The following is a 17,501-nucleotide window of genomic DNA, read 5'->3' on the forward strand; positions in this document are numbered from 1 at the left end:
ATCCCTATCAGCCGATTGAAAAAGACTATCGGATCACGCGGCAGATATTGGCAGTGATGCTGGAAACGCTGCACCCGGTGGTGATCACGACAAAATCAAATCGCGTCGTTGAAGATATAGATTTGCTGGCGCAACTGGCGGAACGTCAACTCACCGCAGTGGCGATTTCGGTCACCACGCTCGACCCGCAGACCGCGCGCCTGCTGGAACCCAGAGCGCCGGCGCCCGCCCGGCGACTGGATGCCGTCCGGAAATTGAGCGAAGCGGGCATCCATGTCCATGTCAATATCGCGCCGGTGGTTCCCGGCATCACCGACCACGAGATTGAATCGATTGTCGCCGCTGCGGCGGATTGCGGCGCCAGGAGCATCTCGTTCATCCCGATGCGGCTGCCGCATGAAGTCGCTCCGTTGTTCGAGCAATGGCTGGAAAATCATTATCCGGAACGCAAAGCGAAAGTGATGAGCATTGTCCGGCAAATGCGCGGCGGCAGACGCAATGACCCCGCCTTCCACAGCCGGATGCGCGGACAGGGACCCTGGGTAGACCTCATCCGCACCCGGCTTGCGATCGCGTCGCGCAAAGCCGGGCTGGATAAAGCGAAGATCAGGCTCAGAACCGATCTGTTCCAGCGCCCGCTGATCAGCGGCAGTCAGATGGAACTATTCTAGCGACAGGTCTCTAGGCGCCGACCAGACTCTTCAGCTGATATTCCTTATATTCGTCGCGCAATGCCCGCTTCAGAATCTTGCCGGTCGCTGTGTGCGGCAATTCTTCGACAAATTTCACTTCATCGGGGAGCCACCATTTGGCGACCTTGTCACCCAGATAGGCAATCACGTCGGTTTCCGAAACATCGCTGCCCGATTTCCGGACGACCAGCAACAACGGCCGCTCGTCCCATTTCGGATGATAGACGCCCACTGCCGCCGCTTCGGCGACACCGGGACAGCCGACCGCCGCATTTTCCAGTTCGATCGAACTGATCCACTCGCCGCCTGACTTGATCACATCCTTGGCTCGGTCGGTAATCTGCATCGTGCCATCGGGATAGAGCACCGCGACATCGCCCGTATCGAACCAGCCATCATCCTCCACGGCGTCCTCATCGGCACGATAATAGCGCTTGATGATCCACGGCCCCCGGATTTCCAGCGTACCGCTGGTCTTGCCGTCGCGCGGCGCGACATTGCCTTCTTCATCGATCACGCGCAGTTCGACGCCAAATGGCGGCCGGCCCTGCTTGCAGATAACATCGACCTGTTGCTCGAAATTCAGATCATCCCAATTGGCCGGCAGCGCGCCGGTCGTGCCGATTGGCGATGTCTCGGTCATGCCCCAGGCATGGGCGACGCGAATGCCATTTTTCATCAGTCGCTCGATCATCGAACGGGGACAGGCGGAGCCGCCGATCACCACCACGCCCAATTTGCCATAGTCACCGCCATTGGCGTCCATATCGGCAAACATCGATAGCCACACCGTCGGCACACCCGCGCTGTGGGTAACGCCTTCCTCGCGGATCAATTTCCATAAAACCTCGGCTTCGTTGCTCGCCGAAAAGACCATTTTTGCGCCGACCGCGGCACAGGCAAAAGGCAATCCCCAGGCATTGGCATGGAACATCGGAACCACCGGCAACATCACCGAGCGGGTTGACAGATCCATCACATCGGGCTGCGCCTCGGTGATCGCGTGAATGACATTCGAGCGATGCTCGTAGAGCACGCCTTTCGGATTGCCGGTGGTGCCGCTGGTATAGCAAAGACCGCAAGGGTCATTTTCATCGACATCGACCCAGGCGAAATCCCCGTCTTCCGCATCGATAAGCTCGCGGAAGGTCGGATAGTCGCCTTTCTCGCCGTCAAACTGGATATAATGTTCAACCGTCTTCAGCTGCGGCTTGAGCATTTCGACAATCGGCGTGAACATCTTGTCAAACAGCAGTACCCGGTCTTCGGCGTGATTGATGACATAGACCAGCTGTTCCTCGAACAGCCGCGGATTGACCGTGTGAAGGACACCGCCGATACCGGCCGATCCGTACCAGCTGATCAGATGGTGCGCGTGGTTCATCGCGATCGTCGCGATCCGGTCGCCCTTCTTCATGCCGAGCCGCTGCATGGCCTGAGAGAATTTGCGCGATTCAACACCGATCTCGGCCCAGTTGCTGCGCGTGACATTTCCGTCCGCCCAGTAGCTGACAATCTCGCGGACGCCATGCTCCTTGGCGGCGTGATCGATCAAATTGGTAATCTTGAGCGCGCTCGCTTGCATTGCACCGGCCATATCATCTCTCCAAACAAGTTATATTTGGCCGGTTTCTGGTATGTTTAGTGCTAGCTGACAAGCCTTAATTTGGGTTTCGCTACCCGCATCGGTCGAGCCGGACCCAACCGGACGTTGGCAATCCCGTTAACCCGCTCCAGCATCTCCACCGTTTCTGCATCCAGGCGGAAGCATCGTCCCAGGCAGACCTTGACCAGATCGCCGTCGGGTCCGGCCATGATCGCCACCATTTCGCTCTGGCCGCCGACCAGTGGCGCGACCAGATTGGTCAGCTCATGCAATCCCGCGATATCATGAACCTCCAGCTCCATCCTTGTCCGGGTGGTTTTTTCCAGCCCGTCGAGCGGTTGCACCCGCCGGATCGCGACGCGCGGATTTTCATCTTCAGACTGCTGGTCCAGTTCAACATTGAGCAAGGCACAGCCACCCTGTGCCGCGAGCTCCTCCAAGATCTTGCACTGGTCTTCTTCAAAGCAGCTGGCAGAAAACTGCCCGCTGCTGTCGGACAGGTCCGCGAGTGCAAATCTTTTTCCCCTGCGGCTGTCGCGCCAGCGCAATTTCTCGACCAAAGCAGCCATTATAGCCGGCTTACGCACCCCTTCCCTGATCGGCTCTTCGCTGCACAGGGCCGCATAGGTCCGCGCGCCGAGCGAGGCGGTCACCGCCTGAAACTGCGAAACCGGATGGGCAGAAAAATAGAAACCGAACGCATCCCGCTCATGGACCATGATTTCGCTGAGCGACCAGTTGCTATCCTCCGGCAATCTTATCGCCTGCATTTCGCCACCGGCGCTGCCCTCGCCGAAGAGACCGCCCTGCCCGCTTTCGCGTGCATCGGCAGCGCTATTGGCGACCGACAGGATCATGTCTGCCCCGTCATAAATCGCTGCCCGATTGGGTTCCAGTTCGTCAAAGGCACCGGCCGAGGCAAGGCTTTCAATCTGCCGCTTGTTGAGGCCGCGCGGATCAATGCGATCGGCAAAATCTTCGATCGACGAGAATGGGCCTTTCTCGGAACGCTCGGTCACAACCGCCTGCATCGCCTTCTCGCCAACATTTTTCAGACCCGCCAGTGCATAGCGGACGGCAAGCAGCGCTTCTGGCTGTTCCTCGACCGAAAAATTGGGCCGGCTCTTGTTGATGGCGGGCTGCAAGACGGCCACACCCAGCCGTTTCATGTCATCGACAAATATGCTGAGCTTGTCAGACTGGTGCATGTCAAAGCACATCGAGGCCGCGTAAAATTCATGCGGATGATGCGCCTTCAGCCAGGCAGTCTGATAGGCGAGCAGCGCATAAGCGGCGGCGTGGCTCTTGTTGAAACCATAGCCGGCAAATTTGTCAATCAAGTCAAACAGCTCGTTGGCCTGCTCGGGGTTCAAACCGTTTTCCGCAGCGCCTGACACGAATCTTTTGCGCTGGACATCCATTTCCGCCTGGATTTTCTTGCCCATGGCCCGGCGCAGCAAATCTGCTTCGCCAAGCGAATAGCCGGCGATGATCTGCGCTGCCTGCATCACCTGTTCCTGATAGACAAAAATGCCATAGGTTTCCTTCAAAATGTCCTGCAGCAACGGATGCGGATAGGCGATTTCGGCGCGACCATTTTTGCGATCACCGAACAGCGGAATATTGTCCATCGGACCCGGCCGATAGAGCGACACCAGCGCGATAATGTCACCGAAATTTGTCGGCTTCACGGCGGCAAGTGTACGCCGCATGCCTTCCGATTCCAGCTGGAACACGCCGACGGTATCGCCCCGCTGGAGCAGCTCAAAAACCTTCTCGTCTTCCCAGCTCAATCCATCCAGATCGACTTTGATGTTGCGTTCGGCCAGCAGCTCGACGGCCTTCTTCAGCACCGACAGGGTTTTCAGTCCCAAAAAGTCGAACTTCACCAGACCGGCTTTTTCGACAAATTTCATGTCGAACTGGGTCACCGGCAAATCCGACCGGGGATCGCGGTACAGCGGTACCAGCTGATCGAGCGGACGGTCGCCGATCACCACGCCGGCGGCATGGGTGGAACTGTGACGAGGCAGGCCTTCCAGCTTCATAGCCAGATCGAACAACCGCTTTACGTCCGCCTGCTTATATTCCTGCGCCAGTTCCGAAATACCGTTGAGCGAGCGTTTCAAATCCCATGGATCTGTCGGATGATTGGGTATCAATTTGGTCAGCCGGTCGACTTGCCCGTAAGGCATTTGCAGCACTCGGCCGACGTCGCGGAGCACGGCGCGCGCTTTCAATTTTCCGAAGGTGATGATCTGGGCCACTTGCCGGTGGCCGTATTTTTCCTGAACATAGCGAATGACCTCGCCGCGCCGGGTTTCGCAAAAATCGATGTCGAAATCCGGCATCGAAACCCGTTCCGGATTGAGGAAACGTTCGAACAGCAGCCCGAGTTTGATCGGATCAAGATCGGTGATGGTCAGCGCCCAGGCGACGACCGAACCAGCGCCGGAACCACGGCCCGGTCCGACGGGAATATCCTGATCTTTCGCCCATTTGATAAAGTCGGCAACGATCAGGAAATAGCCGGGAAATCCCATGCTGACGATAACGCCCAGTTCGAAATCCAGCCGGTCGAAATAGATTTTCCGTTCTGCCTCGTCTGACACGTCGAGAAGCGCCAGCCGCCTTTCGAGACCAGCTGTGGCGTCACGCCGCAATTGCTCTATCTCTCCCGCCAGATCGCCGGCCAGACTTGGCAAGATCGGATCTCTTTTGGGTGGCGAGAATGCGCATCTTTGCGCTATGACCAGACTGTTCTGCAACGCTTCCGGTATATCGGAAAACAGCTCTTCCATCACCAGCGCGCTTTTCATCCACAGATGTTTGGACGGCTTTTCGCGGTCGTCATTTTCGACATAGGCGGATTGCGCGATACATTTCATCGCATCATGGGCTTCGTGAAAATCGGGCTCGGAAAAACAGCTGGGATTGGTTGCCACCATCGGAATATCGCGATCCATGGCCAGCGTGATCAGACCGGCTTCCGCTGCCATTTCGACCGGATCCTCGCGGCGGGACAGTTCGATATAAAGCCGTCCGGGAAAATGCTGCTGCAACAGGGACAGATAGGCCTCGGCTTCCGACTGCTGTTCTTCCGCGATCAATCGCGCCAAAGCGCCCTCGCCACCGCCGGTCAAGGCAATCAGACCGGCGCTGTGATCGCCCAGCAGGTCCATTCCGACATGCGCTTCCAGCTCGCTGGGTCGATCCAGATGGGAAGCGGAAACCAGCTTGCAGAGATTTTCATATCCCTGTGCGTCCTGCGCGTAGAGTGCGAGCCAATCCAGCACCGGCTTGGCCGGGTCGCCGCCGCCCGGACGCGCCACTCTCAGGAAGCAACCGGTAATCGGCTGCACGCCCTGGGAACGACAGCCGTCGTCAAAGGCCATGGATGCGAACAGGCCAATCCGGTCGCAAAGCGCAACCGCCCGAAAACCGCGCTCTTTTGCTGCGGCTCCGATGACCGCGGGCTCCATCGCTCCGTCCAGAATCGTATAGGCGGAAAAGGTGCGAAGATGGACGAAAGGGGTTTGGGCCATGATGTCAGACTAGCGCGGCATTTGGGTCTTGCATATGCTGACGGTGATCGAAATCTGAACTATCGACCATTTGTCCACAGCTATTCGCCGGATTGCGGTTTCCGATTGATCGCCCTGACATATCCCGAACGATCGGCCATGATCCTGACCGGATCGAAAAACCGCCCCGGAACTGCAAACCTAGAGAAGTGCTTCAATCTCGCTTTTCAGCTGTTCCGGCTTCACCGCTGGACCGAAACGGCCGACAACATTGCCTTCGCGGTCAACCAGAAATTTGGTGAAATTCCACTTGATCCGGGAGCCGAGCAGCCCTGATTTTTCAGATTTCAAATATTTCCATAGCGGGTCGGCATCATTGCCATTGACTTCAATCTTGCCCATCAACGGGAAGCTCACATCATAGTTGAGCGAGCAGAAATTCCGGATTTCGTCGGCATCGCCCGGTTCCTGATTGCCGAATTGATTGCAGGGAAAGGCCAGTATTTCGAGGCCCTTGTCCTTATATTCCTGGTGCAGCTTTTCCAGCCCCTCATATTGGGGCGTGAAACCGCATTTGGAGGCGGTATTGACGATCAAAAGCACCTTGCCAAGATGGCTGGACAAGTCCTGCGTGGATCCATCCGCTAGTTTTACCTGAAATTCAGAAACCGTCATATGCGCCCCGCATTGTTTGATTTTTTAGGTTTGGCTCGACCGACAGATTGATACTCGCACCAGAAAAGTCAAAGCCATTCTCGTTTCGAATTGATAAACCTAGGTTAAAACTCCCTCTTGGAGCCGGACGACTCGATCCATTTTGGCGGCCATGCGTTCATTATGCGTCGCGATCAATGCGGCGCTGCCTTCCTGCCGCACCAGCCCGATAAATTCGGCGAGCACCAGATCAGCGGTCGCTTCGTCGAGATTGCCGGTCGGTTCATCGGCCAGCACCAGTTTCGGCGCATTGGCCAGCGCGCGGGCGACAGCAACGCGCTGTTGTTCACCACCGGATAATTGGCTCGGCTTGTGATCCAGCCGTTCGCCCAGCCCGAGACTGCGCAAGAGGGATTCCGCTCTGACTTCGGCGGCTTTTTGGCTCACACCTGCAATCAACTGCGGCATAACCACATTTTCCAGCGCGGAAAAGTCGGGCAGCAGATGGTGAAACTGATAGACGAAACCCAGCAGATCGCGCCGGATCCGGGTATGACCGCTGGCTGGCAATTGTGCGGTTTCTTCGCCGTTGAGCTTGATCGACCCTTCAAAGCCGCCCTCGAGCAATCCGACTGCCTGTAACAGCGTCGACTTCCCCGAACCGGACGGACCGACCAACGCGACAATTTCATTCGGCTGGATGTCGAGATTGACGCCGCGAAGCACCTCGATCACGACATCCCCCTGCACAAAGCTGCGCTTCACGTCGCGTAATTCGACAATTTTTCCGTTGTTCAGATCACTCATAGCGAAGCACCTGAACCGGATCGGTACTGGCTGCCTTATAGGCGGGATAGAGCGTCGCCAGAAAACTGAACAATAATGCCAGCCCGGCGATACCGACGACTTCCATCGGGTCGGTGCGCGCCGGCAGTTCCGTCAGAAAGCGGATCGACGGATCCCATAGATTCTGCCCGGTGATGATCTGGACGAAATTGATCACATTCTGGCGGAAATATATGGCGATCAGGCCAAGGATGATACCCGCGGCTATGCCGAGCGTGCCGATCGCGGTGCCGACGGTGACAAAAATTCTGAGCAGCGAGGCGCGCGAAGCGCCCATCGTGCGCAAGATCGCTATGTCCCGGGTCTTGGCTCGCACCAGCATGATCAGCGACGACAATATATTGAACACCGCCACTAGAATGATGATCGACAGGATCACGAACATTACCACCCGCTCGACTTGCAGCGTTTCAAACAGCGAGGCATTCATCGTCTGCCAATCGGTGATGACACCGCGATCCGCCACCTTGGACTGCAACGGTGCGATTATCTTGCCGACATTGTCGGCATCATTGGTCTTGATTTCGATCATCCCGATCTGGTCGCCCAGCAACAGCAATGTTTGCGCATCTTCCATCGGCATGATCACAAAAGCCTTGTCATAATCATAGACACCGACTTCAAATATCGCGGCCACGTCATAGGCAATTTCCCGGGGTACGGTTCCGAACGGCGTTGATCGCCCCTGCGGATTGATGATGGTGATTCGGCTGCCCACCTGCGCGCCCAGCGTCATCGCCAACCGGCTGCCGATGCCGACACGCCCCGATCCTGGTTCGAGACGGGACAAGTCACCGGCGACGGTTTTCCCATCGAGCGTCTCATTATTCAATATGTCCGGCACCAGCATCCCGCGCACCAAGATCGCTTCAACCCGTCCGTTGAACGTGGTCAGCAGCGGTTGCTCGATCAATGGCGATGCGGAGACCACCCCTTTGGTCTCGCGGGTTTCCTCCAGCAAATCTCGCCAATCGGGCAGACGGCCGCCATAGCCCTGGATAACGGCATGGCCATTGAGGCCTACGATCTTGTCAAACAGCTCAGCGCGGAAGCCGTTCATGACGCTCATCACAACGATCAACGCGGCGACACCCAGCATGACTGCGACCAGACTGATACTGGCAACGAGGAAAATAAATCCCTCCCCCTTGCCGGGTAACAGATAGCGTTTGGCGATGACCCATTCATAACGGGATAGGAGCATGACTTGCGAGGACTTCCTTGGATCGGGTTTCCCTGCCTTTACGGTCGCTGGTCGGGGCAAGCAAGTGGCATGGTGGTTAATCTGCTGTTGCCGATATGCCACAAATGCTGATCAATCTTTGGAAAGGGCCAAATTTATCATGACAAATTTATGTCACTCGACCAGAGATGTAAACAGAATCAAACATCTCGATTAACGGGTCATGGTTCAGGGATCCTTTCCGGTTCCGCCAAATGTTGGGGGACAAGCGGCGTTGAATAGGAAGGGAAAACAGGGGGCGGATTAATTCGTCACCATTTTCGCCCGGGTGCTCTTTGGCATCCGGGCGTTTTTTTTTGCGCTGCAAAGTTTCTAAACCACTGGTAACCGGTACTTTTCTTCCTCTTGAAATCCAGCAACTTGATCATATCTTTATCAATGTGAAACGCCAATTGGGTTTCACGACAGCGAACCGGATGCCGCATTTGCGGGTCCAAATTTACATTGCTCAATTGAAGAGGATATAGATATGAATCGTTTTGATTTTACCCCCTACCGCCGCTCGACCGTAGGATTTGACCGGCTGTTCGACCTGCTTGAAAATAACGCCCGCGCGCAGCAATCCGAGAATTACCCGCCGTTCAACATCGAACGCAGCGGCGAAGATCAATATCGGATCACGCTTGCCGTCGCCGGTTTCAAGGATGACGAAATCGAAATCACCGCCCAGCAGAATTTGCTGCTCGTCGCCGGCAACAAGCAAGCCGAAGACCATGAAGGCAAGCAGTTCCTGCACATGGGCATCGCCAATCGCAACTTTGAACGGCGTTTCGAACTCGCCGATTTCGTCCGCGTCGAGAATGCCGAACTGGCCGATGGCCTGTTGGTGATCGACCTGGTCCGGGAAATTCCGGAAGCGATGCGGCCGCAGACCATCGCCATCAACAAGAGCGGCAATGTCACCAAGATCGCGGACACGCGAGAAAAGAAAGAAGACAAGGCCGCTTAAGCTGGTCTTTCAACCAAACACCGGGGCAGCCAGAGCGATCTGGCTGCCTTTTTTGTCACTGGTTCAATAAAATGGGGCAGCCGGATGAGGATCCGACTGCCCCTGACACCCGCTTGGTGTCACTCTCGACGATAATTAGCCCGGGTCGCAAAAGGCCAATTGTCGTCAAGAATCTGCTTCGGCAATATGGGAAAGCATTGCATGATCCAATATCCGGACCTTCCCGCTCTCCACTGCCACGATCTGGCCTTCCGACCAGGCGGACAGCTGCCGATTAATATGTTCGCGCGACATCCCGGCAAAATTGCCGAGTTCGCTCTGGCTCAAGTCCAGTTTCAGTCGTCCTTCGTCTGCGCCGACCACGGACAGCCGCAGCAGATAGCGCGCAAGACGAGGCCCCGATGTATAAGCACGGTCACCCTCAATCATGCTGTTTGCCATCCGGATCCGTTTGGCCATGACTTTCAGCAGACGGAGCGCCATATTCTTGTGCTTTGCCAGAATTTCTTCAAAAGCTGCGCGGGTGATCGAAAGCGCCGACGTCGGCTCGATCGCTGTGACGCTGGCCGTCCGCTCGCCGCCGTCGAGCAGCGCGATTTCGCCCAGAACCTGTCCAGCTTCTGCATAATCGAGAACAACTTCATGACCATTGCTGGCGATCATGCTGGTACGCGCATTACCCGACAATAATATCAGGAGCGAGTTACCCGGATCGCCTTGCATGATAAGGTCATCCCCCTTTTTATATTGCATGAAATGCCCACGCAATATCAAGTCCGCCAGTTCAGCTTCATCACAATCGGCAAACAGGCTGTGCTCCGCCAATATATTTGCCAATTCTTCGGCTTTCACTGCAACCATCCCTCAGCCCCGTTCGGAAGTTTTTGTTAACCCCGTTTTGCGGCTTGCCTGTGACAATAGTCACATTTAGTAAAATATATTGGACAGATTCGACATCTATCAAAATCTAATGATGTCCATCGACCTTGACGCTTAAACGAGCCGGCTTTGCTCCAGCGCTGCGGCGATGAAAGACGCAAAAAGCGGATGCGGATCAAAGGGTTTGCTTTTGAGTTCCGGATGGAACTGAACGCCGACAAACCAGCAATGATCAGGTCTTTCAACCGTTTCAGGCAACTCGCCATCCGGTGACATGCCGGAGAAAATCAGGCCGGTTGCTTCCAGCCGTTCGACATAGCCCTTGTTCACCTCATAGCGGTGGCGGTGGCGTTCGCTGATTTCGCAACTGCCGTAAATTTCGCTGATTTTCGAACCCGGCTGCAATACCGCATCATAGGCGCCGAGTCGCATGGTGCCACCCAGATCGCCGCCAGCTTCACGCTTTTGCAGGCCTTCTTCGGTCATCCATTCGGTGATCAGACCAACCACTGGCTCCGACGTTTCACCAAATTCGGTCGTCGATGCGGTGTCAATTCCGGCCAGATTGCGCGCCGCTTCGACGCAGGCCATTTGCATGCCCAGACAGATGCCGAAAAACGGAATATCATTTTCACGGGCAAATTTGACCGACCCGATCTTGCCTTCGCTGCCCCGTTCGCCGAAACCACCGGGCACCAAAATCGCGTGCAGCGGCTCCAGTTTCAGTGCGAGGTCTTCTTCATTTTCAAACATTTCCGCATCGAGCCAGCGGACCTGTACCTTCACCCGATTGGCCAGGCCACCGTGGAACAGCGCTTCCTGAAGCGATTTATAGGCATCCTGCAGTCCGACATATTTGCCGACCACGCCAACAATCACTTCCCCTTCCGGATTTTCAATCCGTTCCATGACATCATACCAGCGTGACAGATCGGGCTCCGGCGCATCGTCAATGCCAAAGGCGCGCAGCACCTCAGTGTCCAGACCTTCCCGATGATATTGCAGCGGCACATTATAGATGTTGCTCGCATCCAGCGCCGGAATCACCGATTCCTTGCTGACGTTGCAGAATTGAGCGATTTTGGCCCGTTCCGTATCGGGCAACGGATGTTCACAGCGGCAGAGCAATATGTCCGGCTGGATACCCAGCGAAGTCAATTCCCTGACGCTATGCTGGGTTGGTTTTGTTTTCAGCTCACCGGCAGCGGCAATATAAGGCACCAGAGTGACGTGCACGGAAATTGCATTGTCCCGGCCGACCTTGTTGCGCAGCTGCCGAATCGCCTCGATGAAAGGCAGGCTTTCGATATCGCCAACGGTTCCGCCGATTTCGCACAGGACAAAATCGATACCGTCGAGCTTGTCCTCGGCAAATTCCTGAATCGCGTCGGTGACATGCGGAATGACTTGTACGGTCGCACCGAGATAGTCGCCGCGGCGCTCTTTGGTAATGATCGACTGATAGATTCTGCCCGATGTGACATTGTCGGATTGCAGCGACGGAACGCCGGTAAAGCGCTCGTAATGGCCAAGATCGAGGTCGGTCTCTGCACCATCGTCGGTGACATAGACTTCGCCATGCTGATAGGGCGACATCGTGCCCGGATCAACGTTGAGATAGGGGTCGAGTTTCCGGATTCGCACGGAATATCCGCGAGCCTGCAGCAGCGCACCGAGGCTTGCTGCCATCAGACCTTTGCCGAGAGAGGAAACCACACCGCCGGTAATGAAAATATATCGCGCCATGGGAGGAGAGGCTTAAGGCGTTATCACCACATATGGCAATCCCACGAATCCGGAAAAGTGAAATAAATTTTATTTTGGCTTGGTAAATTGCCGGCAAACGGGTGGTCATTCACTCAGCATGAATTGCCGAATGTCACTTTGTTGCGAAAAACAGAGTCAGAAGGTTGCCTTGAAGAGCCTTATTGGTCCAGCGGAATGGAACTGTCCGAGCTGGCTGCCGGTGCTTCTTCAGCCGCTGCAGCAGCGGCTGCCGCCAGCGGATCGTCGCCGACCAGGGGCACATCGTCAGCAGGTGCGGAAATTGGCGCGCTGGTATCGCGTTGCAGGCTCTGGTCAATCGTCTCAACCTTGCCTTCCGCCGCAGCCAGAACCGCCAGCGTGATCGACAAGGCGACGAACAATACCGCCAGGACCGACGTTGTTCGCGTGAGCAAATCCGCCGCGCCGCGCGCCGACATCATGCCGGACGGCGAGCCGCCGACACCCAGACCGCCGCCTTCGGATTTCTGCATCAATATGACGCCGACCAGCATGGCTGCAACAATGGCTTGAAGGACAGTGAGAAAAAGAAACATGAGTTTTCCGAACTAAATATGGTGAGCATGCGCTCCAACGTGCAGCGCACATAGCGATTGCCCCGTCTGAGTTCAAGCAATGATCGCCTATGCTACAACAGCCGAATTTGGTCAAAGCTTGTCAAAATTTGGGCCAGGGAAACGCAGAAACAGATGATGCCGGATAGATTATACCAAATGCTGGAAATTATTTTTTCAATGATTCGATCATTTGGCCTGCCCAAGCCATGGCGACATCCTTTCTCCCGATGAAATTATTCAGGCTGCCGCAGCCGCTTCGATAATCGGGGCGAATTTCGCTGCCGTCAGACTGGCACCGCCGACCAGCCCGCCATCGACATTGGCAACCGCCAGCAACTCCGCCGCATTGCTGCCATTCATCGACCCGCCATAGAGTATCCGCACCGCGTCGCTTCCCTGCCCCATCAATTTTCCGAGCTTGGCCCGAATCGCGGCGTGCATTTCTGCGACATCACTGACCTCGGGAACCCGGCCGGTGCCGATGGCCCAGACCGGTTCATAAGCGATCGTCAGCCAATCTGCGCTGGCACCAGCGGGAAAGGAACGGGCGAGCTGTACCGTGACAATTTCGATCGCCTGTCCGGCATCGCGCTCTTCTTCGGTTTCACCGACGCAGATAATGGCTCCCATGCCGGCGGCGTGGACCGCTTCCGCCTTGGCCTTCACTTCAGCGTCGCCTTCCTGCTGATCAGCACGGCGTTCGCTGTGCCCGAGGATCGAGTAACTTGCCCCCGCTTCCTTCAGCATGGCAGCTGACAGACAGCCGGTATGCGCGCCGCTTTCGGCAAAATGGCAATCCTGCGCACCAATGGCGAAACCCGGATTGGCCTGCACGGCTGCGGCGATCAATGTTGCCGGAGGGCAGATGCCGACATCGGCACCCTCATGATTGGCGGCGATCGCAGCAATGGCCGCTATATCCGGAAGCTGCGCTCGCAGCCCGTTCATTTTCCAGTTGCCGACAATATATTTGCGGTTTGCCATGATGCCCTCAGCCTTTTTTATTTTTCCAATGTTCATCCGCTAACAAATATCCTTCCGCTTGCCAATTTCCTTCCGCAGTCTTTTGCTTGAACGAAAAAGCCAAGCCGCCTAAAGCAGGCGCAAATCCAACTCCCGCAATGGAACATCTCTTTCATGATCAGTTTTTTCCGCCGCATTTTTTCCTCGAAACTGGGGCTTTTTCTGACCTTTTGCTTCATCGGGTTGATCGCTTTTGCCTTTGCCACGGCCGACGTGTCGAGCAGCGGCACGTTCGGCGGGGTCACTGGCTCGGGAACGGCTGCCAAGGTTGGCGATAGCAAATTGACCAGCTCCGAACTCGGCCAGTCCGTAAACAATGCCTTTCGCGGCGAGCAGCGCGAGAACACCGGACTCGATCTCAAGACCTTCATCAACGGCGGCGGCTTTGACGATGTATTGGAACGGCTGATCAACAGCTTTGCCATTGCCGATTTCGGCAGCAAATATGGCATGGCCGCCGGCAAACGCCTGATCGATGGAGAAATTGCCAATATCCCGGCCTTTCAGGGCGCAGATGGCCAGTTTAGCGAAGAGAATTTCCGACGCGCCTTGCAGCAGCAGGGTATAAATGAAACCCAGTTGCGCGACGATTTTACCCGCAATCTGCTTGCAGATCAGCTGTTGACGGCAGCAGGATTTGGAGCTGCGGTGCCGCAAAAACTGGTTATGCCTTATGCCTCTCTGCTGCTCGAATCACGCGAAGGACAGATTGCTACCATCCCGTCGGTCGCCTTCATCGAAGATATCAAGCCGGCAAAGGCAGCGGTTGCGGCCTTTTATGCCAAGAACGCATCCCGCTACACGATTCCGGAACGCCGGACGATCCGCTATGCATTGTTCGAAAAATCCCGGTTCAACGACAAGATCAAGCCAAGCGAGAAGGAAATCGCCGGCTATTATAGTCTCAACAATTCTCGCTATTCGGCCAGTGAGACCCGCAATCTCAATCAGATCATCTTACCGACCGAAGCCGCTGCCAAGGCCCTGGCCGACAAGATCAAGGCCGGCACCTCGATCGAGCAAGCCGCTCAATCGGTCGGCCTGTCTGCCGCCGAAGTGGGATCGATCAGCAAGACCGATTTTGCCAATAGCGCATCGCAGGCTGTCGCCAATGCTGCCTTTGCCGTTCGCTCGGGCGCCATCGCCGGACCGGCGCAAAGCGCGCTCGGCTGGCACATCGTCAAGGTCGAGGGTATCAAGCAAATCCCGGCCCGCACGCTGGAACAGGTCCGCACCGAAATCGTCAACGAACTGACTCGCGAAAAAATCGACGAGGCAATGGCCGAACTGACCGTCCGGCTGGAGGATGAATTTGCTGACGGAGCGACCTTGGCCGACATTGCCAAGGCAGAGCAGCTCAAGGTGGAATCCACCCCGGCCCTGCTGGCCAATGGCCAGAATCCGAATGACCAAAATTATCGGCCGATCCCCGAGATGCAGCGGATATTACCGATCGCCTTTGCGGTGGAGCAGGATTCCGACCCACAGATCGTCGAAATCATTCCTGGCCAGCAATATGCCGCGATCGACGTATCCGACATAACCGAATCCGCGCCGCCGCCTCTGGCGCAAATCGAGCAGTTGGTGACCCGCGACTATATGCTCGATCAGGGATCGAAGAAAGCCAAGGTCCTGGCAGACAAGATTGCCAAGGCGGTCAGTGGCGGCGCGTCTTTGTCAAAAGCAGTCGCCGATGCCGGGGTCAAATTGCCCAATGTCCAGAAGATCAGTTCGACACGGGCCGATCTTGCCCGGCAAAGCCAGCAGGGACAGGTGCCGGCGCCGCTCAGCCTGATGTTCAGCATGGCGCAGGGTACCGCGAAATCTCTGGCAGCACCGCGTGATCAGGGTTGGTTCGTGGTCGTGCTCGACAAGCTCAATCCCGGCGATGCGTCTAAACGCGAAGATTTGCTGAAAGCCACAAGGACCCAGTTCAAGCAGGTGTTCGGCAATGAATATACCGCACAGTTCATCAACGCGATGAAGGCGGATATCGGCGTGGAACGGAATGAAAAAACGCTCTCCGCGCTGAAAAACCAGCTACTCGGCGGTAATTGACGCATCCATGGCGGGCAGTTTCGGAATGGAAGCGGCACGCGCGGCACTGAAAAGTGGCAAACCGGCGCTGATCTGGCGGCGGCAGGTTGCCGATACCGAAACGCCGGTGTCCGCTGCTCTCAAACTGATGGAAGAAGGCCGCGGCGATTTCCTGCTCGAATCGGTTGAAGGCGGGGAAACCCGTGGACGCCACAGCCTGATTGGCCTGGCCCCCGATCTGGTGTTTCGCGCCGATGGCACGCAAGCCGCGATCAATCGCAACTGGCTGCAGGACCGCACCGCTTTTGCCCCGGAAAGCGGCGACAGCCTCGCCGCCCTGCGCAATCTGGTCAAGGCCTGCCAGATGGACGTGCCGGAAATATTGCCCCGCGCGCTTGCCTGTCTGGTCGGCTATTTTGGCTATGAAACCATCGGCCTGGTCGAGAAGCTGCCCCGCGCGCCGCAATCCGAACTGGACCTGCCCGACATGCTGTTCGTTCGGCCGACGGTGATCCTGATCTTTGACCGGCTGGCCGACGAACTGTTTCTGGTCGCACCCGTATGGCCGGAGAGTGATGGGGATAGCGAAACAAAGATCGCCTCAGCACAGGAACGGCTGGATGAGGTGGAGCGTGGCCTTTCCAAATCCGTTCGTCCTGAGCTTGTCGAAGGACAGCATGGCCCAGAACTCAATCTGGATGAGGTCAATTTCACCCCGAAACTCGCGCCCGAAAAATACGCCCAGATGGTGCTGCGCGCCAAGGAATATATCGAGGCGGGTGATATCTTCCAGGTGGTGCTGGCGCAGCGCTTCACCACGCCTTTCACCCTTCCGCCAATCGAACTCTACCGCGCATTGCGCCGGATAAACCCGTCACCTTTCCTGTTCTTCCTCGACCTGCCCGGCTTTGCCCTGACCGGTTCGAGTCCCGAAATCCTGGTTCGCGCGCGCGATGGCGAAGTCACGATCAGACCGATCGCCGGCACCCGTCCGCGCGGCAAGAATGCAGCCGAGGACAAGGCCAACCGGGACAGCCTGCTTGCCGACCCCAAGGAGCGGGCCGAACATCTGATGTTGCTTGATCTCGGCCGCAATGATGTCGGCCGGGTGGCGTCCGCCAACAGCGTCGAGGTCACCGACAGCTATACCGTCGAATTTTACAGCCATGTCATGCATATTGTCTCCAATGTCGTCGGCCAGCTGGCGCCGGACAAGGATGCGCTCGACGCCCTGTTCGCGGGCTTCCCCGCCGGCACGGTCAGCGGCGCACCGAAAGTCCGCGCCTGCCAGATCATCGCCGAACTCGAACCCGAAACCCGCGGTGCCTATGCCGGCGGCGTCGGCTATTTCTCTCCCGATGGCAGCATGGACAGCTGTATCGTGCTCAGGACCGGGATTGTGAAGGATGGCGTGCTGCACGTGCAGGCAGGCGCAGGGATCGTCGCCGACAGCAATCCGGCCTATGAACAAGCCGAATGCGAAGCCAAGGCGAGCGCGTTGCTGGCGGCGGCGAAAGAGGCGGGGAAGCGAGCGCGGGATGTGGGGTTCGGGCAGTGAATTGAGAGGTCTGCTTTGGGCGCCGAAATGGACATTCCAGAAACAAATGCTGCTGGTCGGCAACCGCCCCAGTTTCGGACGTTCCTGCGCTAGTCGCAAATGACCGAAAGCCGCCTTTGCGCACGCCATGCCCGCTCTCTATTACTGC

The 17,501-nt window shown here is 56.7% G+C and carries 13 protein-coding genes; 4 read left to right on the forward strand and 9 right to left on the reverse strand.

All coding sequences use genetic code 11. The features are described from left to right. On the forward strand, positions 1 to 671 hold a 671-nt coding region (locus tag V7665_RS11075; protein WP_335664601.1), incomplete at its 5' end, for a radical SAM protein. Between the two features lie 10 nt (positions 672 to 681). Here the strand turns inward: V7665_RS11075 and V7665_RS11080 are convergent. From V7665_RS11080 to V7665_RS11100, 5 genes are all read right to left on the reverse strand, one after another. Beyond that, the gene (locus tag V7665_RS11080) at positions 682 to 2,289 is read right to left on the reverse strand and encodes a long-chain fatty acid--CoA ligase (protein WP_335664602.1); all 1,608 of its coding nucleotides are present in this window, start codon (positions 2,287 to 2,289) and stop codon (positions 682 to 684) included. A gap of 50 nt (positions 2,290 to 2,339) precedes the next feature. After that, positions 2,340 to 5,843, reverse strand: coding sequence for a DNA polymerase III subunit alpha (gene dnaE, locus V7665_RS11085; protein ID WP_335664603.1), 3,504 nt, complete (start codon positions 5,841 to 5,843; stop codon positions 2,340 to 2,342). A 180-nt stretch (positions 5,844 to 6,023) separates the two neighbouring features. Next, positions 6,024 to 6,497 carry a glutathione peroxidase gene (locus tag V7665_RS11090; protein WP_335664604.1) on the reverse strand — a complete coding sequence of 158 codons (474 nt, stop codon included), beginning with the start codon at positions 6,495 to 6,497 and terminating at the stop codon, positions 6,024 to 6,026. Between the two features lie 99 nt (positions 6,498 to 6,596). Then, positions 6,597 to 7,283, reverse strand: a complete 687-nt coding sequence (locus tag V7665_RS11095) for an ABC transporter ATP-binding protein (RefSeq protein WP_335664605.1) — start codon at positions 7,281 to 7,283, stop codon at positions 6,597 to 6,599. Next, complete coding sequence (locus V7665_RS11100; protein WP_335664606.1) at positions 7,276 to 8,526, reverse strand: lipoprotein-releasing ABC transporter permease subunit; 1,251 nt, start codon at positions 8,524 to 8,526, stop codon at positions 7,276 to 7,278. The genes V7665_RS11095 and V7665_RS11100 overlap by 8 nt, the downstream gene beginning before the upstream one ends. Positions 8,527 to 9,034: 508 nt before the next feature. On the opposite strand from V7665_RS11100, the gene V7665_RS11105 reads away from it, so the two are divergent. Then, positions 9,035 to 9,514, forward strand: coding sequence for an Hsp20 family protein (locus tag V7665_RS11105; RefSeq protein ID WP_335664607.1), 480 nt, complete (start codon positions 9,035 to 9,037; stop codon positions 9,512 to 9,514). A gap of 165 nt (positions 9,515 to 9,679) precedes the next feature. Here V7665_RS11105 and V7665_RS11110 read toward each other — a convergent pair whose 3' ends face one another. From V7665_RS11110 to tpiA, 4 genes are all read right to left on the reverse strand, one after another. Beyond that, the gene (locus V7665_RS11110; RefSeq protein ID WP_335664608.1) at positions 9,680 to 10,375 is read right to left on the reverse strand and encodes a Crp/Fnr family transcriptional regulator; all 696 of its coding nucleotides are present in this window, start codon (positions 10,373 to 10,375) and stop codon (positions 9,680 to 9,682) included. 132 nt (positions 10,376 to 10,507) lie between these two features. Further along, positions 10,508 to 12,139 (reverse strand): CTP synthase, encoded by a 1,632-nt coding sequence (locus V7665_RS11115; RefSeq protein WP_335664609.1) that lies wholly within the window; start codon positions 12,137 to 12,139, stop codon positions 10,508 to 10,510. 179 nt (positions 12,140 to 12,318) lie between these two features. Further along, positions 12,319 to 12,714, reverse strand: coding sequence for a preprotein translocase subunit SecG (secG, locus tag V7665_RS11120; protein WP_335664610.1), 396 nt, complete (start codon positions 12,712 to 12,714; stop codon positions 12,319 to 12,321). Positions 12,715 to 12,972: 258 nt separating this feature from the next. Continuing rightward, positions 12,973 to 13,719: a triose-phosphate isomerase gene (gene tpiA / locus V7665_RS11125; protein ID WP_335664613.1), complete on the reverse strand. Its 747-nt coding sequence runs from the start codon at positions 13,717 to 13,719 to the stop codon at positions 12,973 to 12,975. A gap of 153 nt (positions 13,720 to 13,872) precedes the next feature. Here tpiA and V7665_RS11130 point away from each other — a divergent pair, with 153 nt between their 5' ends. Then, positions 13,873 to 15,816, forward strand: coding sequence for a peptidylprolyl isomerase (locus V7665_RS11130; protein ID WP_335664611.1), 1,944 nt, complete (start codon positions 13,873 to 13,875; stop codon positions 15,814 to 15,816). Positions 15,817 to 15,823: 7 nt separating this feature from the next. Further along, entirely contained in the window at positions 15,824 to 17,353 is a 1,530-nt protein-coding gene (gene trpE / locus V7665_RS11135) for an anthranilate synthase component I (RefSeq protein ID WP_335664612.1), read from the forward strand. Positions 17,354 to 17,501 lie beyond the last annotated feature (148 nt).

The sequence above is a fragment of the Parasphingorhabdus sp. genome (assembly GCF_036964675.1).
Classification (GTDB): Bacteria; Pseudomonadota; Alphaproteobacteria; order Sphingomonadales; family Sphingomonadaceae; genus Parasphingorhabdus.